The following is a 19,388-nucleotide window of genomic DNA, read 5'->3' as shown; positions in this document are numbered from 1 at the left end:
CCCCCATCAAGGGGGAAGGGTTCTTCCTTAAAGCGTCGCCAGGAACGCCTCGTAGGCGTCGCGGTCCATCAGGGCGTCGACCTCGGCCGGGTTGGACAGCTTCAGCTTGGCGAACCAGCCGCCGCTTTCCGGCAGGGCGTTGACGGTCTCGGGCGCATCGCCCAGCTCGGCGTTGGCCTCGACCACTTCGCCCGACACCGGGGCGTAGACGTCCGAGGCGGCCTTGACGCTCTCGACGACGGCCAGGCCTTCGCCTTGAGCCACGGTCTTGCCGACTTCCGGAACTTCGACGAACACCACGTCGCCCAGCTGCTCGGCGGCGTAGGCGGTGATGCCGACGGTGGCGATGTCGCCTTCGACGGCGACCCATTCATGGTCCTTGGTGAAGCGCATGGTCTGGCCCTGGATCTAGAGTTTGCGGACGTAACGGGTGGGAACGAACGGGGAGGCGACGACCTCTGCGGCCGCCGGCTTGCCCCGGACGATGACTTTCAGCGTGGACCCGATCACCGCGTGGGCCGGGGGCACGAAACCGATGGCGATGGCGCCGCCGAAGCTGGGACCAAAGCCGCCGCTGGTGACCTTGCCGATGACGTTTCCGTCGGCGTCGGCGATCTCGGCGCCTTCGCGGGCCGGGGCGCCTTCCAGCACCTTCAGGTTCACGCGGACGCGGGCCAAGTCGCCGGCCAGCTCCTTGGCGATCCGTTCGGCCCCGAGGAAGTCGCCGGCCTCGCGGCGGCTCTTGCCGACGGCGAAGTTCAGGCCGGCCTCGATCGGCGAGACGGTCTCGTCCAGGTCGTGGCCGTAGAGCGGCAGGCCCGCTTCCAGGCGCAGGCTGTCGCGGGCGCCCAGGCCGATCGGCTTGACGCGCTCGTCTTCCAGCAGGGTGTTCCAGATGCGGGCGGCGGCGTCGGCGGGCACGGAAATTTCGTAGCCGTCCTCGCCGGTGTAGCCCGAGCGCGAGATGATCGCATCGACGCCGAAGGCGGTCAGGGCCTTGGCGTCCATGAACACCATCTGCGCGGCTTCCGGCACGTGGGCGGCCAGCACGGCGGCGGCTTCAGGGCCCTGCAGCGCCAGCAGCGCGCGGTCTTCCAGGCGCTCCACCGTGGCCTCGCCGGCCAGCGCCTCGGCGATGATCTTGTAGTCGTTGTCCTTGCAGGCGCCGTTGACCACGACGAACAGGCCGTCGTCGTCGGGGCGGGCGGTCATCAGGTCATCGATGACGCCGCCTTCGGCGTTCAGCAGCACGCCGTAGCGCTGCTTGCCGGCCTTCAGGCCCTGATAGTCGGCCGAGACCACCTTCTCGAAGCTCTTGGCCGGGTTCTCGCCCCGGATGCGCGCCTGGCCCATGTGCGAGACGTCGAACAGACCCGCATGCTCGCGGGTCCACAGGTGCTCCTTCAGCACGCCGTCCTTGTATTGGACGGGCATGGAATAGCCCGCGAACGGGACCATGCGGGCGCCGGCCGCCACGTGGGCGTCGAACAGCGGGGTCTTCTTGAGATCGTCGGTGGACACGCGGCGGGGCTCCGAAACGGGGTCGGCGACGGTTCCGGCTTCCGCCGGTTGGTCGCGCCCCCGCTGTCCCTTTGGCCTGAGAGATTCCGGCCTCTGCTTGAGAGTGGCCTTGCTCCTTCGGCGAGCCGCCCTTTCGAGCGGCTTCTTTCCAGCGTTCCTAAACCCGCGCGGTCCTTTTGCCTGAGCGTTTCCGGGGCGGTTGCGCCTTCGGCCTCGGGACACGAATCCCGACGTCTCCCGCGAGGGTCAGGGGCTCAATGAGCGACGGTCGGCGGCGAGTCAAGCGCGGCGGAGTCGTCCGCCGGATCCCTCTCCCCTTGTGGGAGAGGGTGGCCCGCGCGGCGGGTCGGGTGAGGGGTCTCTCAGACGTTGGCGGAGAGGGCTTTAGACCCCTCATCCGTCGGCCTTCGGCCGCCACCTTCCGCAAGGGGAGAAGGGAGCTCAGCCCTTCTTCACCGCGCCGCCCTGGCCCACGAAGCCCAGCACCAGGAACTGTAGTGTCGCGCCCATGGCCACGCCCAGCAGGGTGACGCCCAGCCAGGCGGCCGGTCCGGCCGTCGGGCCCATGCCCGAGCTCGCCGTCCACAGATAGACGCCCCAGACGATGATCGCGCCGGCCGCGGGGCCGATGAAGGCCAGGTTGGCCTTGCCGCCCAGCCGGCGGCGGCCGATGAGCACCAGGACGGCGCAGCCGACGATCTGCACCAGCGGGCCCGCCAGGTTCAGCGGAAAGCCGGCCTTGTCGGGCAGGGCCGAGGTGCACAGCATGGTCAGCACGACGGCCAGGCAGCCGATCGTCCAGTAGCGGCGAACGCCGATGGGGCCTTCTTTCACGCCTGATATCTTAGGCGTGCGGCATGGCCGCGCGCACCTGGGCGCGCAGCACGTCGATGGGGGCCAGGCCCGCGTCGGTCTTGAAGTGCCAGTAGGTCCAGCCGTTGCAGGCCGGGGCCGACTGCACCATGGCGCCGATCTTGTGGATCGAGCCGGTCAGGTCGCCGACCGCGATCGAGCCGTCGGGGCGCACCTTGGCCGCGTGGGCGCCCTTGGCGCAGTAGAGCGTGTCGCCCGGATGCAGCAGGCCGGCCTCGACGATCGTGCCGAACGGCACGCGCGGCTCGGCGCGCTTGGAGCCCATGACCTCGAGGTCCTGCGGGGCGATCGGCGTCACCTGGGCGATGCGGGTCCTGGCGTGCTCGATATATTCGGCCTCGCGCTCGATGCCGACGAACTTGCGGCCCAGGCGCTTGGCGGCGGCGCCGGTGGTGCCCACGCCGAAGAACGGATCCAGGATCACGTCGCCCGGCTTGGTGGTCGACAGGATCACCCGGTAGAGCAGGGCCTCGGGCTTCTGGGTCGGGTGGGCCTTCTGGCCGTCGGCGCCCTTGATGCGCTCCTCGCCGGTGCACAGCGGGATGGTCCAGTCCGAGCGCATCTGCACCTCGTCATTGGCCATCTTCAGGGCGTCGTAGTTGAAGGTGTAGCGCTTGGCGTTCTGGCTCTTGGAGGCCCAGATCAGGGTCTCGTGGGCGTTGGCGAAGCGGGTGCCCTTGAAGTTGGGCATCGGGTTGGTCTTGCGCCAGATGACGTCGTTGAGGATCCAGAAGCCCAGGTCCTGCACCGCCACGCCGACGCGGAAGATGTTGTGGTAGCTGCCGATCACCCAGATCGCGCCGTCGTCCTTGAGCACGCGGCGGGCGGCCTTCAGCCACTCGCGGGTGAACTTGTCGTAGGCGGCGAAGCTCTCGAACTGGTCCCAGTGGTCGTCGACCGCGTCGACCTTGGAATTGTCCGGACGCAGCAGGTCGCCGCCGAGTTGGAGGTTGTAGGGCGGATCGGCGAAGATCAGGTCGACCGACTTCTCGGGCAGGGCGTTCATCGCCTCGATGCAATCGCCCTGAATGATGGTTTCCGGCCCGAACGACATGTCCGCTTCCTTGCAAAACACCCAACGGAATCATGGAGTCCCGTGGTTACCCGGGAATGAACGGTCATGGTTAGCCACTGGTTAATCGCGATTCGAAAAGCGGTTAATGGTGGTTGATGTTCCGCAAATGTTCTCTATCGTGGACTCGACCGAGACGCGCAGGGCTCGGCCGCGCTGGGATCGTTCGAGAACCTTGGGGGACGTGAGGGGGCATGGCGCTGATCCGTGGGTTCATCGCGTCCAGCCTCGACGGCCGCGTCGCCGACGCCGGCGGCGGGGTCGAGTGGCTGGCGCCGTTCCGCAAGGTGGATCCCGGCTACGGCGCCTTCATCGACCTTGTCGGCACGGTGGTCATGGGCCGGGCGACCTATGACCAGATCCCCAGCCTGGGCATGGGCTGGCCCTATGCCGGCAAGCGCGGCTTCGTCGTCACCTCGCGGCGGGGCGACCCGGTGCAGCGCGGGGTGCGGTTCTGGCGCGAAGGCCTGCCGGCCCTGGTCGACCGCCTGCGCGATCTCGACGACGGCGACGCCTGGGTGGTCGGCGGCGCTGGCCTTCTGGCCGCCTTCGCCGAGCACGGGGCGCTGGATCGCCTGTCGCTGCTGATCGCGCCCGTGCTGCTGGGCGAGGGCGCGCCGCTGTTTCCCGAACGCACGGGGCCGCCCAGGGGTCTCGTCCTGCGCGGCGCGGCCTCGCTGGCCATGGGGGTGGTGCGGCTGGACTACGAGCTCTTGCCGGTCAAGGCGGGGCGGGGGAGGGAGCGCTCCAGGGAGGCGCGGCCTTCGGGGCCCTGAGCTGCATTCACAGCCTGAACGCTCTCCCTGCCTCTCTCGGCGCCCCGCCTTCCCCTGTGATGGCGAGGTTCTCCGCGGCCGGGCCTTGGCCTGGACGTCAGCTTGGATCGCCGCCTTCGCGGGGAAGCTCGGTGGGGAGCGGGTGAGGGCGACCGTCATCGCCCGCGCAAACAGTTGTCGTCCCGTCTTCGCGCGGCTTTGGCGGCTGATGACTGTAGATGGCGCGATCTTTGCTGTTGCAGAAAAAGTGTCATCAACCTGTGAAATAGACGCGGCGTCTGAGTAACGGCGCCGTGGGCACGAGTCCCCGCGGCGTTTTTCTTTGGGGGGACGCCGGAATGTTGCAGAGGTCCGCGAGCGCGCTCGCTATCGCCGCCTGTCTTATGCTCGCCAGCCAGGTGCACGCGGCCGAAGCGCCCGCGATCGCCACGGCCGGCACGGCCTCGGCTGCGGCGGCCGACGAACTGGACGGCGTGGTGGTGGTCGGCAGCGGCCAGACCCGCTCGGTCTCGACCCTGACGCCGGCCAGCCTGGAAGTGCTGCCCCCGGGCACGAGCGTGCAGAAGGCGCTGAACTTCCTGCCTGGCGTGATGGCCCAGTCGATTGACGCCCTGGGCGTCAACGAGCAGTCGCTGTCGCTGCAGGTGCGGGGCTTCAACACCACCCACCTCGGCTACACGCTGGACGGCATGCCGCTGGGCGACGGCGCCTACAACAACTACAATGGCCTGACGATCAGCCGGGCGCTGATCTCCGAGAACCTGGGTCGCGCCGACTTGGCGACCGGCATCGCCGGCCTGTCGATCCCGTCGACCAGCAACCTCGGCGGCGCGCTGATCTACAGCTCCAGCGATCCGAAGAAGGCCATGGGCCTGTCGATCAGCCAGAGCTTCGGCAGCGAGGACACCCTGCGCACCTTCGCCCGCTTCGACACCGGCGAGCGCAACGGCTGGTCGGCCTATCTGTCGGGCCAGTACAGCGAGCAGGACCTGTTCGTGAACCAGCCAGTCTACAACAAGTCGACCGGCAAGCAGTTCAACGGCAAGCTGACCTACAAGGGCGAGCGCGGCCAGGTCACGGCCTTCGCCGACATCTCGCGCACCAACCAGGCCGACGACGCCTATCTGTCGAAGGACATGTTGAACCGCCTGGGCTGGGACTGGGGCGGCTATGCGCCCAACTGGGACGCCTACGTCTCGCGAGCCGCCTGCTCGGTGGCCTCGCTGGCCTCCAAGTGCGTGACCTCGACGGCGCCGGAAAAGCTGTCGGACGTCACCTTCACCAACGGCCAGATCCTGCGCAACGACGACCTGTTCTACGTCGCGGCCGACTTCGACGTGACCGACAGCCTCAAGGTCCACGGCCAAGTCTACAAGCACGAGAACAAGGGCGCGGGGAACAACTTCATCACCGGCCTGTCGAACCAGGGTACGGCGTCGACGGCCGACGACCTGCCGGTGCAGATCCGTGACACCCGCTACACCATCGACCGCGACGGCGTGATCGCCAGCCTGGCCTGGACCCACGGCTTCAACCACCTGCAGGCCGGCCTGTGGCTGGAGCAGAACACCAGCAGCGCCGCCCGCTACATCTGGACCAACGTCACCGGTCCGTTCAGCCTGGCGCGGTACCTGAAGGGCCGTCCCGACACCGCCCAGTGGGTGCAGAAGACCGACTGGACCACCCAGCAGTTCTACGTGCAGGACACCATCACTCTGCTGGACGACGCGCTGAGCATCGACTTCGGCTTCAAGAGCACCAACGCCAAGTCGACCGCCACGGCCCTTCCGGGCATCGCCAAGGCCCCGGCCGCGGCCTCGACCCAGTTCGCCAGCGGTTCGCTGAAGGCGTCGGACAGCTTCCTGCCGGAAGCCGGCGCGCGCTGGCGCATCGCCCCCGGCCACGAGGTGTTCGCCAGCTACGCCGAGAACATGGCGATGTTCCAGGGCGGCTTCAAACTGGGTCCGCAATCGGTGTCGCAGGCCGTCTGGGACGCCCAGGGCAAGTATCTGCAGCCGGAAACCTCCAAGAGCTTCGACGCCGGCTATCGCTACGTGGGTGAAACCCTGCAGGTGTCGGTGTCGGCCTACGAGGTCGATTTCGACAACCGCCTGCTGCAATACAATCCCTGCCCGACCAATCAGCAGCAGAACCCCGGTTGCGGCAACTCCTTCCACAACGCCGGCAGCGTCACCAGCAAGGGCGCCGAACTGGGCGTGCTGTGGAAGCCGCTGTCGTGGCTGAACTGGTACAACTCGGCCTCGTACAACAAGTCGACCTACGACGAGGACCTGAACTGGTGCACGACCACCTGCGTGGTCAAGAAGACGGCCGGCAAACAGCAGGTCGATACGCCCAAGGAGATGTTCGCCAGCGTGGTCAGCCTCAAGCGCGGTCCGTTCTCGGCCTCGCTGCAGGGCAAGTACACCGGCCGCCGCTACTACACCTACACCAACGACCAGAGCTTCGGCGGCTACACGACCTTCGACCTGGGCGTCAGCTACGCTTTCGGCGAAGTCGGCTTCATGAAGGGCGCCAAGGCCTCGCTGAACGTCACCAACCTGACCGACAAGCGCTATGCCTCGAACTTCGACAGCAGCGTGTTCGCGCCGGACGACGCGGCGGGCGGCATCCTGGTGTTCCACTCGTCGGCGCCGCGGCAGTTCTTCGCCACGATCGGCTTCGACTTCTAGGGGGCGTCGGCTGATCTGAACCTTGCATGGGCCTCAGGCCGGCGGTCGTCCGCCGGCCTGAGGCAAGGATACCCGCTGCGCCGTTCCATCCTGCTGGCTTTCGCCGCCGCGACCCTGGCCGGCGGCGCTTACGCGTACGCCGCCCACGCCCGCCAGGAGAAGGCCGCGTAGAACGGGGTGACGTCGGTAAAGCCGGCCTTGCGCAGGATGGCCTCGTCCTCCTGCGGGTCGAGCATGTTGACGCTGGCCGACACCGCGTCGCGGGCGCTCCTGGCCTGGACGGGGTCGAAGCCCGAGGCGACGGCGAAGGCGGCGTAGCGGTCGAGCCAGGCGTCGCGCTGGTCGGGATCCTGCGGGAAGCTGCCGTGGGCGGCGACGAAGGGCGCGCCGGGCTTCAGGCGCCGGCGGATCTCACGCTCGGTGCGCAGGCGCTCGTCGTGGCCCAGGAAGTGCAGCGTAAGCAGGCAGGTCGCGGCGTCGAAATCGCCGTCGGCCACGTCTTCCACATAGCCCTCGACCAGTTCGACCCGGTCGTTCAGCGGGCCCAACAGGCGCTCGGCCCCGCGCAGCATCTCGGCGGCCGGATCGACGCCGACGAAGGTCCAGCCGGGATGTGCTTCGGCCAGGGCCTTCAGCTCCAGCCCGCCGCCGGCCCCGACCACCAGCACGCGGGCGTTTGCGGGCGCGCGCTCGGCCAGCATCACGCCGCACATCCGGTGCAGGTCGTGGAAGCCCGGCACGAAGCGCGGCGGGCCCTCGGCGTAGCGGGCCACCGCCGCCGGGTCGGAGAAGGCCGCCAGGAAAGGCTTGGATCCGTCTTCGATGCGCATGGGCAGGGCTCCGCCGTCGTCGACGCCCGCCGGTCGGTCGTCACTCACGTAACTTTATATGTTTCGAGAATCGCGGGGCTGCAAGAGGCGCCCGATCGGCCTTAGGGTGGCGGCAATCAACAAGGAGGGAGCGCCATGAGCCTCTCGGGCAAGACGCTGTTCATCACCGGGGCCAGCCGGGGCATCGGCCTCTCCATCGCGCTGCGGGCCGCGCGCGACGGGGCCAACATCGTGGTCGCGGCCAAGACCGCCGATCCGCACCCCAAGCTGCCGGGCACCATCTACACCGCCGCCGACGAGATCGCCGCGGCCGGCGGCCAGGCCCTGCCGCTGGTGGTCGACGTGCGCGACGAGGCCAGCGTGCAGTCGGCCGTCGACCAGGCGGTCGAGCGGTTCGGCGGCATCGACATCCTGGTCAACAACGCCTCGGCCATCTCGCTGACCGGCACGCTGTCGACCGACATGAAGCGCTACGACCTGATGCACCAGGTCAACACGCGCGGCACGTTCCTGACCTCCAAGGCCTGCATCCCGCACCTGAAGAAGGCCGCCAACCCGCACGTGCTGATGCTGTCGCCGCCGCTCGACATGAGCCCGCGGTGGTTCGGCGGCCACGTGGCTTACACCATGGCCAAGTTCGGCATGTCGATGTGCGTGCTGGGCATGGCCAAGGAGTTCGAGGCCGACGGGATCGCCTTCAACGCCCTGTGGCCGCGCACCGGCATCGCCACCGCCGCCATCCAGTTCGCCCTGACCGGCGAGGAGGGCCTGCGCCACTGCCGCACCCCCGAGATCATGGCCGACGCCGCCCACGCGATCTTCGAAAAGCCGTCGCGCGAGTTCACCGGCCAGTTCCTGATCGACGATACGTTCCTCTACGGCGAGGGCGTGCGCGAGTTCGACAAGTACCGCGTCGACCCGACCGCCACCCTGATGCCCGATTTCTTCGTGCCCGAAGACAGCGTCCCGCCGCCGGGAGTGGTGATCGGTTAGGACGGCGCGGCTTTCTTTTACATGTCGCGCCAAATGTGTTATCGAAATGCGATTTCTTTAACATGATGGGGCGACATGTTAAGGCCGACCTATGCCATCCCCCCGCTTCCGCCCCTGGCGGAGCTGGAAACGACGGCGGTGCTGCGCGAAGCGGCGCGGGCGCATCGCTATCTGGCTGAGTTGAAGGGGCGCGCGGGCACGATCCCTAACCAGGGTATCCTGATCGACACCCTGTCGCTGCAGGAAGCGCGCGCGAGTTCGGAAATCGAGAACATCGTCACCACCCAGGACGAGATGTTCCAAGCCACGCTGATGCTCGAATCCGGGCAGGGCGGTCCCGCCAAGGAGGTCGCGCTTTACAGGGACGCCCTGAAGCGCGGCTTTGACCGGTTGCGCGAAAGCGGCGGGTTGTTGACCAACAATATGCTGGTCGAGATGTTCCAGGTGCTCAAACGCACCGGCGGCGACTTTCGCGCGACGCCGGGAACCGCGCTCTACAACGACGTCACTGGCCAGATCGTCTATGTCCCGCCGCAGGATCGCGACGCAATCGTCGCGCATATGACCGCGCTGGAGCGCTTCGTGAACGACGATGCGGCCAGCGATCTGGATCCGCTCATCAAGATGGCGCTGATCCATCACCAATTCGAGAGCATCCATCCGTTCCCGGATGGAAATGGCCGTCTGGGTCGGATCCTCAACGTGCTGTACCTGACCAGGGTCGGGTTGCTGGAGATTCCTATCCTCTATCTCAGCCGTTATGTGATCACGAACAAGGCCGAGTATTATCGCCTGCTGCAGCGGGTGCGTGACGACGGGGCGTGGGAGGCCTGGCTGCTCTACATGCTGCGCGCGGTCGCCGAGACCTCTATCCAGACGCTGTCGCTGGTGCAGGGCGTCGCCGTGCTGATGGCGGAGTACAAGACGCGCCTACGAACGGGGCACCCCAAGATCTATTCGCAGGATCTGCTCAACAACCTGTTCCGCCACCCCTACACCAGGATCGAGTTCCTTCAGCACGACCTGGGCGTCGTGCGCCAGACGGCGGCGAAGTACCTGGACGAACTGGCGGTCGGCGGGCTTCTGGAGAAGCACAGTCAGGGGCGCAGCAACTATTACGTCAACCGGCCGCTGGTGGATTTGCTGCTTCGCGTGTCCGGCGGCTGACGCTTCAGCGCTTCTTCCGCCCCGCCACGGCCAGCGCCCTGTGGGCCCATTCGACCAGCAGTTCCGCATCGTCCATGGCCTCGGCCGGGGCGCTCCAGTAGGCCATGGGTTTGCCTTCGCCGAAGGGGTCGAAGGCGTGGCTGCCCGCCGCCTCGAACCGGGGTTTGAGTTCGGCGTCGCCTTTCAGGTAGAGGGTGTCGTCGTCGAGGATCGCGAAGAACAGACCATTGGCGTAGATCCCGACCCCGCCGAACATCCGCTTGGGCTTCAGCGCTCCCAGGGGCGCCAACTGCTCCAGCACGAACTCCAGGAAGTCTTCCGAAACCGCCATGCCCGTCACCGTCCGTCCCGCCGCGCCCGAAGACGCCGCCCTGATCCTGTCGTTCGTCCGCGACCTGGCGGAATACGAGAAGCTGCTGCACGAGGTGGAGGCCACGCAAGCCCACATCGAGGCGGCGCTGTTCTGCGACGCGCCCAAGGCCTTCTGCGACATCGCGCTGATCGACGGCGAGCCGGTGGGCATGGCCCTGTGGTTCTACAACTACTCGACCTTCGTCGGCCGCCACGGGATCTATCTGGAGGACCTGTTCGTGCGGCCGGCCGCGCGGGGCGCGGGCGCGGGCAAGGCGCTGCTGGCGGGCCTCGCGCGCCGCTGTGTGGCCGAGAACCTGGGCCGGCTGGAATGGGCCGTGCTCGACTGGAACGCCCCGTCGATCGCCTTCTACGACAGCCTCGGCGCGGCGGCGATGGACGAGTGGACCGTGCGGCGGATGACCGGGGAGGCGCTGGCGAAGCTGGCCCAGGCCTGAGCACGAAATCCTAGCCCTTCGACAGGCTCAGGGTGAGGATTTCGAATGCCGACGCCTGCCCTGACCCTCATCCTGAGCTTGTCGAAGGACGAGGGTCACACGCCGCCTACTCCAGCCGGTCGGCCTTCCTCAGCGCCGGGAACAGCCAGGCCCACAGGCCGGTGACGCCGATGGCGCCCAGGCCGCCGAACACCACGCCCCGCACCGGGCCCAGCAGCCAGGCGACCGCGCCGCTCTCGACCTCGCCCAGTTCGTTGGAGGCGCTGATGAACACCCCCGAGACGGCCGAGACCCGGCCTCGCATGGCGTCGGGCGTGACCAGCTGCACCAGGGTCTGGCGCACATAGACCGACAGCATGTCGGCCCCGCCCAGCACCGCGAGCGCCGCCACCGACAGCCAGACGAGGTTGGACAGGCCGAAGACGACGGTGGCCGCGCCGAACACCGCCACGCCCGCGAACATGATCCGGCCGGCGTGGCGGCGGATCGGGTTGCTGGCCAGGTAGATCGCCACGAGGGTCGCGCCGATGGCCGGCGAGGCGCGCAGCAGGCCAAAGCCGCTGGGGCCGATGTTCAGCACGTCGCGGGCGAAGACCGGCAGCAGGGCCGTGGCCCCGCCCAGGATCACCGCGAACAGGTCGAGCGAGATCGAGCCGAAGACGATCTTGTTGTTCCACACATAGGCCAGCCCCTCCTTGATCAGTTCGAGGCGCGAGCCGCTCTGGGCCTCGGGCGTGGTGGACTTGCGGATCGCCGACAGCAGCAGCAGGCCGACCACGTACAGCGCCGCCGCGCCGCCGAAGGCCACGCCCGACGAGAAGTGCAGCAGCGCGCCGCCCAGGGCCGGGCCGGCGATCGAGGCGCCCTGCCAGGCCAGCGAGTTCCAGGCGATGGCGCGCGGCAGCAGCGGCCGCGGCACCAGCATCGGCCCCATGGCGCTGACGGCCGGCGACATGAAGGCCCGGCTGGCCCCGAAGAACACCGCCATGGTGAAGATCGGCCACAGCGTGTGGACGCCCCGCACGGCCATGACCAGCAGCACCGACACGCTGACGATGTCGACGCCCAAGGTGATCATGGCGATGTGCTTGCGGCTGCGGCGGTCGGCCGTCTCGCCGGCGATCAGGGTCAGCAGGAACAGCGGCACGAACTGCGCCAGGCCGATCATGCTGACCAGCAGGGCCGACTCCCCGACCGGGCGGGTCATGCGGGCGATGTTGTAGACGTACCAGCCCAGCGCCACGGCCTGGACCTGCACGCCCAGGGTGCCCGTGAACCGCGCCCCCCAGAACAGCAGGTAGTCGCGCTGGCGAAGCAGGGCGCGGGTGGAGGTGTCGGGATCGGCGGGGAGGGCGGCGGGGTCTGACATTTCGGCGCGGACCCTGCTCCTTGAGACGAAGCGTCGCAATCGCGTTTGTCTCATAAGGTCGTCGATTTCGTTGACGCGGGGGTCATAGCGCCCTATGCCGCGCGCCTCTGCCACGGGGAGAGCGCCGCCGATGCGACGCCAACGACGAACCTGCGCCGCGCGGACCTGCTTCCGCGCCTAACGCCCCCCGGGAACGGCGGCCGTCGTGGCCGCGTCACGCGCCGGGGATAATTCCCCGTTCGCACCCGGATCCTCGTCGCCTCATGACCGCTTCCTCCGCCGCTCTTCTTCCGCAAGACGCTCCCTCGATCGAGCTCGAGGCCCCGCATCACGCCGCCGCCGTCGAGGCGCTGGTCGACCGCGCCTTCGGGCCCGGCCGCTTCGCCAAGTCGTCCGAGCGGCTGCGCGAGACCAATCGCAAGCTCGACGACTGTTCGTTCGTGGCCCTGCGCGGCGGGGCGGTGATCGGCAGCGTGCGGCTGTGGCCGGTGACCATCGGCGGCAAGCCCGCCGCGTTCCTGGGCCCGCTGGCCGTCGATTCCGAGCAGCGCAGCGCGGGCCTGGGCCAGGCCCTGGTCGAGGCCGCCTGCCAGGCGGCGACGGAGGCCGGCTGGAGCGCCGTGCTGCTGGTCGGCGACGCGCCCTACTTCACCCGCATCGGCTTTTCGGCCGCCCCCGCCGCCAAGGTCTTGATGCCCGGCCCGGCCGACCAGCGCCGGGTGCTGCTCAAGGCCCTGGTTCCCGGCGGCGACGAAGGCTTCGACGGCAAGGTCGCCGTCGCCTGAGGCTTCGCTTGAGCCGGGGGCGCGCATGACCTAACTGAGGTCCATGCCCTCCGACACAGCCCGCACCGGACTCGACGGCGTCGCCCAGGCCGCCAAAGCCGCGGGCGGCAAGGGCCTGCCGCCGGTGCACCTGTGGAACCCGCCCCACTGCGGCGACATCGACATCCGCATCCGCAAGGACGGCGTCTGGTTCCACGAAGGCACGCCGATCGGCCGCGAGGCGCTGGTGCGCCTGTTCTCGACCATCCTGCGACGCGATCCCGACGGCTTCCACCTGGTCACCCCGGTGGAGAAGATGCGGATCACGGTCGAGGACGCGCCGTTCATCGCCGTGCGGGTCGACCGCGACGGCGAGGCCCTGCGCTTCCAGACCAATGTCGGCGACGAGGTCGTGGCCGGTCCCGAACACGCCATCCGCGTGGTGGAGGATCCGGAAACCGGCGAGCCGCGGCCCTACCTGCACGTGCGCCGGGGCTTGGAGGCCCTGATCGCCCGGCCGGTGTTCTACGAGCTGGTCGAGATGGCGAGCGAGCGCGACACCCCGGACGGCCGGCGGTTCGGCGTGGCCTCGAATGGGGCCTGGTTTTCGGTGGGGCCCGCATGATCCCCCAGACCGACGCGGCGGCCCGGCGGGCCTTCATCAAGAGCCGGCTCGACCCGATCGAGGCCTACGACCCCTGCCTGAAGAACGACTGGCGCTCGGACTTCGACCTCAATCCGGGCCTGCGGATCGACAATCCCCACGCCCTGCGCCCGGCCGCCGTGCTGATCGGCCTGGTGCAGAGGCCCGAGAGCCTGAACGTCATCCTCACCCGCCGGTCCGACACCCTGCGCAGCCACACCGGCCAGATCGCCTTTCCGGGCGGCCGCTGCGATCCGGGCGAGACGCCGTGGGGCACGGCGCTGCGCGAGGCCAACGAGGAGGTGGGCCTTGATCCCCGCTTCGTCGAGGTGGCCGGCCTGATCCAGGGCTACGCCACGGTGACCGGCTTCCACGTCACGCCGGTGGTCGGGTTCGTCGATCCGAACTGCGAGCTGGTCGCCAACCCCGACGAGGTGGCCGACGTGTTCGAGACGCCGTTCGACTTTCTCATGGACCCGGCCAACCACCAGCGCCAGCACCGCGACACGCCCACCGGCCGACGGTTCTTCTACGCCATGCCGTGGAACGAGCGGTTCATCTGGGGCGCGACGGCCGGCATGCTGCGGGCGCTGTACGAGCGGCTGCACCCCGAGAGCGCCACCGTCGAGGCTTAGGGCTCCGACAGTTGGGGACGAGCGCGTTTCCGCACTTGGCGTGAGCGTCCATTCCCTGAAATAGTCGTTTGAAAGCAGGACGTACCGCTCGCGCCAACGGGCGGCGGACTGCCGTTGCGTAAGGGGGATGTCGCGTGGAAACCCAGACCATCGGCCGGCCGCCGTGGATGGCATGGCCCGAGACCAAGGCGGTGATCGCCGCCCTGGAGGCCAAGGGCCGTCCGGGCTGCGCCCGCTTCGTCGGCGGCTGCGTGCGCAACACGCTGATGGGCAAGCCGGTCGACGACATCGACATCGCCACCACGCTGACGCCCGACCAGGTGATCGAGGCCCTGGGCGAGGCGGGTCTGAAGGCGATCCCCACCGGCGTCGACCACGGCACGGTCACCGCCGTCTCCGGCAAGATCCCGTTCGAGATCACCACCCTGCGCCGCGACGTCTCCACCGACGGCCGCCGGGCGGTCGTGGCCTTCACCCATGCCTGGGAAGAGGACGCCCAGCGTCGCGACTTCCGCTTCAACGCCCTCTATGTCGACGGCGAGGGCCGGCTCTACGACCCCACCGGCCACGGGGTGCAGGACGCCAAGGACGGCAAGGTGGTGTTCGTCGGCGAGCCGATGACCCGCATCCGCGAGGACTACCTGCGCATCCTGCGCTTCTTCCGCTTCCAGGCCTGGTACGGCCGGGGCGAGCCCGACGCCAAGGCCCTGGCCGCCTGCAAGGCGCTCAAGGGCCTGGTCTCGGGCCGCGCCGCCGAGCGCACCCAGAAGGAGATCCTGAAGCTGCTGGCGGCCGAGGACCCGCGTCCGGCCCTGCGGCTGATGGCGGCCACCGGCGTGCTGGGGGCGATCCTGCCGTTCGTGAAGTCCCTGGCCCGCCTCGACGGCCTGGTCGCCATCGAGACCGAGCAGTTGTTCGAGAACGACGTCGAGCTGCGCCTGGCCGCCCTGATCCCTGACGATCCGGTGCTGGCCCGCGAGCTGGCCGAACGGCTGCGGCTGTCCAACGCGCTGAAGGAGCGGCTGATCGAGGCGGTCGGGACCTCGCCGCGCATCGTCTCCTGGATGAGCCCGCGCGAGGCCCGCCGGGCCGTCTACGCGCTCAGCCTGCGCACCTTCACCGACCGGGTGAAGCTGGCCTGGGCCGGCACGACCCGCCCAGCCACCACCTCGCAGTGGCGCGCCCTGCTGGCTCTTGCCGAGAACTGGGATCCGCCGAGCTTCCCGATGACCGGCGAGGAAGTCATGCGCGCCGGCGTGCCCAAGGGCCCGCTGGTCGGCGAGGTGATGCGCGAGGTCGAGATCTGGTGGATCGACCAGGACTTCATCGAGGACAAGCTGTCGGTGATCGAGCGCCTGAAGGCGGTGGTCCAGGGCATGGCGGTGTAGAAGGCCTCCGCGCGCTTGCTCCCCGGCGGCAACTCGTCCAACTGTCGTGGAAGCTGAGCGCGCCGCTGTCGCGGACGCGGGTGGGGGCCGAGAGTATGGCGCTGGTGTTTCGTCCGAACCGGATCATGGCGCTGTCGGTGCTGGCCCTGCTGGTGCTGGGCGGGGCGACGATCCTGGCGGCGCGCAGCTACGAACAGCGCCTGGACAGCGTGCGCCACACCGTCGACGTCCAGCGCAAGCTGATGGTCGTGCTGTCGGACCTGCAGGACGCCGAGACCGGCCAGCGGGGCTACCTGCTCACCGGCAAGGAAATCTATCTTTCGCCCTACCGCGCCGCGCGCGACCAGGTGGCCATCGACGTCGCCGAGCTGGAGAAGCTGGTCGCCGACAATCCCGAGCAGGTGCGGGCCGTCGACGCGCTGCGGCCGCTGATGCGGAGCAAGTTCGAGGAGCTGGACGCCACCGTCGCCCTTCGCCGCCAGGGCCGCGAGAGCGAGGCGCTGGACATTATCCGCCGCGACCAGGGCCTGCGCACCATGGACGAGCTGCGCTCGCAGCTGGCGGGCATGTCGGCGCGCGAGACGGTGCTGCTGCGCGAGCGCATCGCCGCCAGCCGGCGGCTGAGCTACGGCCTGTTCGCCAGCCTTGCGGTGCTGGTCGGCGCGGCCTTCGCGGTGGTGCTGCTGTGGCTGGGCCAGGCCCGCCGCGACGCGCGGGCGCTGGAGCGCGCGCACCTGGCCGAGGTCGACGCGAACGCCCGCCTGCGCCAGGAGGCGGCGGAGCGCGAGTCCGCCGAGGGGCAGGTGCGCCAGTTGCAGAAGATGGAGGCCGTGGGCCAGCTGACCGGCGGCATCGCCCACGACTTCAACAACATGCTGGCGGTGATCATCGGCAATATCGAGCTGGCCCGCCGCCACAGCGACGACGCCGTGCGCCTGGACCGCCGGCTGCTGGCCGCCCAGGACGCGTCGGTGCGCGCCGCCACCCTGACCAAGCGCCTGCTGGCCTTTTCGCGCCGCCAGGCGCTGGAGCCGCGCTCGATCGACATCAACGGCCTGGTCGCCGGCATGTCCGACATGCTGCTGCGCACCCTGGGCGAGACGATCCGCATCGAGACGGTGCTGGCCGGCGGCCTCTGGCGCACCTTCGCCGATCCGGCCCAGGTCGAGAGCGCGGTGCTGAACCTGGTGGTCAACGCCCGCGACGCCATGCCGGAAGGCGGCCGCCTGACCATCGAGACCGCCAACACCTATCTCGACGACGACTATGCCGCCCTGCATCCCGAGGCGAGCGCGGGCCAGTACGTGATGGTCAGCGTCAGCGACACCGGCCATGGCATGTCGCCGGACGTGGCCGCCCAGGCCTTCGAGCCGTTCTTCACCACCAAGGGGCCGGGCCTGGGCACGGGGCTTGGCCTGTCGCAGATCTACGGCTTCGCCAAGCAAACCGGCGGCCACGCCCGCATCTATTCCGAACCCGGCGCCGGGACGAGCGTGAAGCTGTACCTGCCGCGCGACTACGCCGTCGGCCGGGTCGAGCCGGTCGAGACCCTGGCCGCCGAGCCCGCGCCCGGCTCGCCCGACCGCCTGATCGTCGTGGTCGAGGACGAGGACAGCCTGCGCCGCGTCAGCGTCGAGAGCCTGCGTTCGCTGGGCTACACCGTCCGCCACGCGCCGGACGGCGAGACGGCCCTGCGGCTGATCGAGGAACTGGGTTCGGTCGACCTGCTGTTCACCGACATCGTCATGCCCGGCATGACCGGCCGCCAGCTGGCCGACGCCGCGGCCCTGCTGCGGCCCGACCTGAAGGTGCTCTACACCACGGGCTACACCCGCAACGCGGTGGTCCACAACGGCGTGGTCGATCCGGGCGTGGCCCTGCTGCCCAAGCCGTTCACGGTGGAGCAGCTGGCCGCCAAGGTGGCCCAGGCGCTGCACTGAGGCGCTGAACGGATCGCGCCTCCGTCCGTTCTCTCCCAAGAGCCAAGCTTGGGGGAGGGCGCGGGGCGTGACGTTGCAGCAGGGACTGTCCTTCGCGCTGGTGGGCGCCACGGTGCTTTGCTTCGTCTGGGGCCGCTGGCGCTACGACCTGGTCGCCGTCGGGGCCCTGGCGGTGGGGGTGGTGTCGGGCCTGATCCCGGTGAAGAGCGCCTTCGAGGGCTTTTCCAACGACATCGTCATCATCATCGCCAGCGCCCTGGTGCTCAGCGCGGCGGTGTCGCGCTCGGGCATAGTCGACACCCTGATGGCCCCGCTGCTGCCGCGGCTGAAGACCGCCCGCAGCCAGGCGCCGGTGATGGCGGCGATCACCGCGGTGCTGTCGATGGCCACCAAGAACGTCGGGGCGCTGGCCCTGATGATGCCGTCGGCGCTGCGGATGGCCAGGAACACCGGCGTGCCGCCCTCGCGCATCCTGATGCCGATGTCGTTCGGCTCGCTGGTCGGCGGGCTGGCGGTGCTGGTCGGCACCTCGCCCAACATCATCGTCTCGGAGGTGCGGCAGGAGGCGCTGGGCAAGCCGTTCGCCATGTTCGACTTCATGCCGGTGGGGGCGGCCCTGACGGTGATGGCCATCGCCTATCTGGCCTTCGCCTACCGCCTGCTGCCGGCCGGGCGCGAGGCGGCGGTCGACATCGACGCGGCCCTGGCGGCCAACGCCTATGTCACCGAGGTCGAGATCCCCGATGACTGGAGCTTCGAACAGAACCGGGTCGGCGACCTCAAGCGCGCCGCGGGCGACGCCGTGGCGGTGGTGGCCATCCTGCGCGGCCGCGAGCGGATCGCCTCGCCGCACGCCGCCCGCAAGATCCGGCACGGCGACGTCCTGCTGCTCGAGGGCCAGCAGCAGGCGCTGAACGAGCTGATCCTCAAGGCCAGGCTGCGCCTGTCCGACGCCGCCCGGCCGGTGGTGATGGACGAGCCGACCGACGAGGTTCGGGTGGTCGAGGCGGTGATCGGCGCGCAAAGCGACCTGATCGGCAAGACCGCCAAGGGGCTGGCGCTGAACGAGACCTACGGCGTCAACCTGCTGGGCGTCAGCCGCGCGGGCTACCGCCTGGCCGGACGCCTGGCGACCATCCGCATGAAGGCCGGCGACATCCTCGTCCTGCAGGGCGGCGAGCAGCAGTTGCCGGGCGCGCTGCAGGCCCTGGGCTGCCTGCCGCTGGCCGAGCGCGAGGTGCGGCTGGGCGGCGTGCGCCACGCGCTGCTTCCGGCCGCCATCCTGGCCGGCGCCATGGTGCTGGTGGCGCTGGGCGTGCTGCCGGTGGCGGCCGGCTTCTTCGCCGCCGCCGTGCTGGTGGTGGCCATGGGCGCCCTGCGCATGCGCGAGGCGTACGCCTCGCTGGAGGCGCCCGTGCTGGTGCTGGTGGCGGCGATGATCCCGGTCAGCGACACCATCCAGAAGAGCGGCGGAACGGACCTGATCGCGGCCTGGCTGTCGGGCGCCTTCGACGGCATGCCGCCGCTTCTGACCCTGACGGCGATGATGGCCGTGGCGATGCTGGCCACGCCGTTCCTCAACAACGCCGCCACCGTGCTGATCGTCGCGCCCATCGGCCTGGGCCTGGCCGAGCGCCTGGGCCTCAGCCCCGACCCGTTCCTGATGGCCGTGGCGGTGGGGGCCGGCTGCGACTTCCTCACTCCGGTCGGCCACCAGTGCAACACCCTGGTGCTGGGGCCGGGCGGCTACCGGTTCGGCGACTACGCCCGGCTGGGCGCGCCGCTGTCGCTGCTGATCCTGCTGACGGCGCCGGGCCTGATCGCCCTGGTCTGGCCGCTCGCCGCGCGTTGAGGCGCTTGCGGAGCCGGCAAACCTCCGATCTAGTCGCGCCTGTAGCAAGGGCTGACGGGGAGC

Annotated in this window: 18 protein-coding genes and 1 riboswitch; of the genes, 11 read left to right on the top strand and 7 right to left on the bottom strand. The window is 69.4% G+C overall.

The features are described from left to right. Positions 1–27: 27 nt before the first annotated feature. The 4 genes from gcvH to V6S85_RS20985 form a co-directional block, all read right to left on the bottom strand. Complete coding sequence (gcvH, locus tag V6S85_RS21000) at positions 28–393, bottom strand: glycine cleavage system protein GcvH (protein WP_116564851.1); 366 nt, start codon at positions 391–393, stop codon at positions 28–30. A gap of 15 nt (positions 394–408) precedes the next feature. Then, positions 409–1,521 carry a glycine cleavage system aminomethyltransferase GcvT gene (gene gcvT, locus V6S85_RS20995; protein ID WP_334350129.1) on the bottom strand — a complete coding sequence of 371 codons (1,113 nt, stop codon included), beginning with the start codon at positions 1,519–1,521 and terminating at the stop codon, positions 409–411. A gap of 158 nt (positions 1,522–1,679) precedes the next feature. Next, positions 1,680–1,771, bottom strand: a riboswitch (glycine riboswitch). A 191-nt stretch (positions 1,772–1,962) separates the two neighbouring features. Further along, on the bottom strand, positions 1,963–2,355 hold the full coding sequence (locus tag V6S85_RS20990) for a hypothetical protein (RefSeq protein ID WP_334350128.1): 393 nt from the start codon (positions 2,353–2,355) through the stop codon (positions 1,963–1,965). A gap of 10 nt (positions 2,356–2,365) precedes the next feature. Beyond that, positions 2,366–3,448, bottom strand: a complete 1,083-nt coding sequence (locus V6S85_RS20985; RefSeq protein ID WP_116491050.1) for a site-specific DNA-methyltransferase — start codon at positions 3,446–3,448, stop codon at positions 2,366–2,368. 212 nt (positions 3,449–3,660) lie between these two features. Here V6S85_RS20985 and V6S85_RS20980 point away from each other — a divergent pair, with 212 nt between their 5' ends. Further along, on the top strand, positions 3,661–4,242 hold the full coding sequence (locus tag V6S85_RS20980) for a dihydrofolate reductase family protein (protein ID WP_116564857.1): 582 nt from the start codon (positions 3,661–3,663) through the stop codon (positions 4,240–4,242). 338 nt (positions 4,243–4,580) lie between these two features. Continuing rightward, complete coding sequence (locus tag V6S85_RS20975) at positions 4,581–6,935, top strand: TonB-dependent receptor (RefSeq protein WP_334350127.1); 2,355 nt, start codon at positions 4,581–4,583, stop codon at positions 6,933–6,935. A 128-nt stretch (positions 6,936–7,063) separates the two neighbouring features. Here V6S85_RS20975 and V6S85_RS20970 read toward each other — a convergent pair whose 3' ends face one another. Further along, the gene (locus V6S85_RS20970; RefSeq protein WP_334350126.1) at positions 7,064–7,765 is read right to left on the bottom strand and encodes a class I SAM-dependent methyltransferase; all 702 of its coding nucleotides are present in this window, start codon (positions 7,763–7,765) and stop codon (positions 7,064–7,066) included. 135 nt (positions 7,766–7,900) lie between these two features. Here V6S85_RS20970 and V6S85_RS20965 point away from each other — a divergent pair, with 135 nt between their 5' ends. Beyond that, positions 7,901–8,758 (top strand): SDR family oxidoreductase, encoded by an 858-nt coding sequence (locus V6S85_RS20965; RefSeq protein ID WP_334350125.1) that lies wholly within the window; start codon positions 7,901–7,903, stop codon positions 8,756–8,758. A 75-nt stretch (positions 8,759–8,833) separates the two neighbouring features. Further along, complete coding sequence (locus V6S85_RS20960) at positions 8,834–9,925, top strand: Fic family protein (protein WP_116564865.1); 1,092 nt, start codon at positions 8,834–8,836, stop codon at positions 9,923–9,925. Between the two features lie 4 nt (positions 9,926–9,929). On the opposite strand, the gene V6S85_RS20955 is transcribed toward V6S85_RS20960, so the two are convergent. Then, positions 9,930–10,256: a TfoX/Sxy family protein gene (locus V6S85_RS20955; RefSeq protein WP_116564867.1), complete on the bottom strand. Its 327-nt coding sequence runs from the start codon at positions 10,254–10,256 to the stop codon at positions 9,930–9,932. Between V6S85_RS20955 and V6S85_RS20950 the strand changes: the two genes are divergently transcribed. Continuing rightward, a complete protein-coding gene (locus tag V6S85_RS20950) occupies positions 10,255–10,734 on the top strand; it encodes a GNAT family N-acetyltransferase (protein WP_334350124.1) in 480 nt (159 codons plus the stop codon). The two genes, V6S85_RS20955 and V6S85_RS20950, sit on opposite strands and share 2 nt — an antisense overlap. A gap of 106 nt (positions 10,735–10,840) precedes the next feature. Here V6S85_RS20950 and V6S85_RS20945 read toward each other — a convergent pair whose 3' ends face one another. Next, entirely contained in the window at positions 10,841–12,103 is a 1,263-nt protein-coding gene (locus tag V6S85_RS20945; protein WP_334350123.1) for an MFS transporter, read from the bottom strand. Between the two features lie 263 nt (positions 12,104–12,366). Here V6S85_RS20945 and V6S85_RS20940 point away from each other — a divergent pair, with 263 nt between their 5' ends. From V6S85_RS20940 to V6S85_RS20915, 6 genes are all read left to right on the top strand, one after another. Continuing rightward, positions 12,367–12,888: a GNAT family N-acetyltransferase gene (locus tag V6S85_RS20940; protein WP_334350122.1), complete on the top strand. Its 522-nt coding sequence runs from the start codon at positions 12,367–12,369 to the stop codon at positions 12,886–12,888. 43 nt (positions 12,889–12,931) lie between these two features. Next, positions 12,932–13,492, top strand: coding sequence for a DUF1285 domain-containing protein (locus V6S85_RS20935; RefSeq protein ID WP_334350121.1), 561 nt, complete (start codon positions 12,932–12,934; stop codon positions 13,490–13,492). Further along, the gene (locus V6S85_RS20930) at positions 13,489–14,145 is read left to right on the top strand and encodes a CoA pyrophosphatase (RefSeq protein WP_334350120.1); all 657 of its coding nucleotides are present in this window, start codon (positions 13,489–13,491) and stop codon (positions 14,143–14,145) included. The genes V6S85_RS20935 and V6S85_RS20930 overlap by 4 nt, the downstream gene beginning before the upstream one ends. 167 nt (positions 14,146–14,312) lie before the next feature. After that, the gene (locus V6S85_RS20925; protein ID WP_442885725.1) at positions 14,313–15,533 is read left to right on the top strand and encodes a CCA tRNA nucleotidyltransferase; all 1,221 of its coding nucleotides are present in this window, start codon (positions 14,313–14,315) and stop codon (positions 15,531–15,533) included. A gap of 95 nt (positions 15,534–15,628) precedes the next feature. After that, the gene (locus V6S85_RS20920) at positions 15,629–17,473 is read left to right on the top strand and encodes a CHASE3 domain-containing protein (RefSeq protein ID WP_334350118.1); all 1,845 of its coding nucleotides are present in this window, start codon (positions 15,629–15,631) and stop codon (positions 17,471–17,473) included. A gap of 67 nt (positions 17,474–17,540) precedes the next feature. Beyond that, positions 17,541–19,325: an SLC13 family permease gene (locus V6S85_RS20915; RefSeq protein WP_334350117.1), complete on the top strand. Its 1,785-nt coding sequence runs from the start codon at positions 17,541–17,543 to the stop codon at positions 19,323–19,325. Positions 19,326–19,388 lie beyond the last annotated feature (63 nt).

The sequence above is a fragment of the Caulobacter sp. CCNWLW153 genome (assembly GCF_036889365.1).
Classification (GTDB): Bacteria; Pseudomonadota; Alphaproteobacteria; order Caulobacterales; family Caulobacteraceae; genus Caulobacter; species Caulobacter radicis.
The sequence above is the reverse complement of the archived record's forward strand: the minus strand, read 5'-3'. Positions and strand labels throughout refer to the sequence as shown.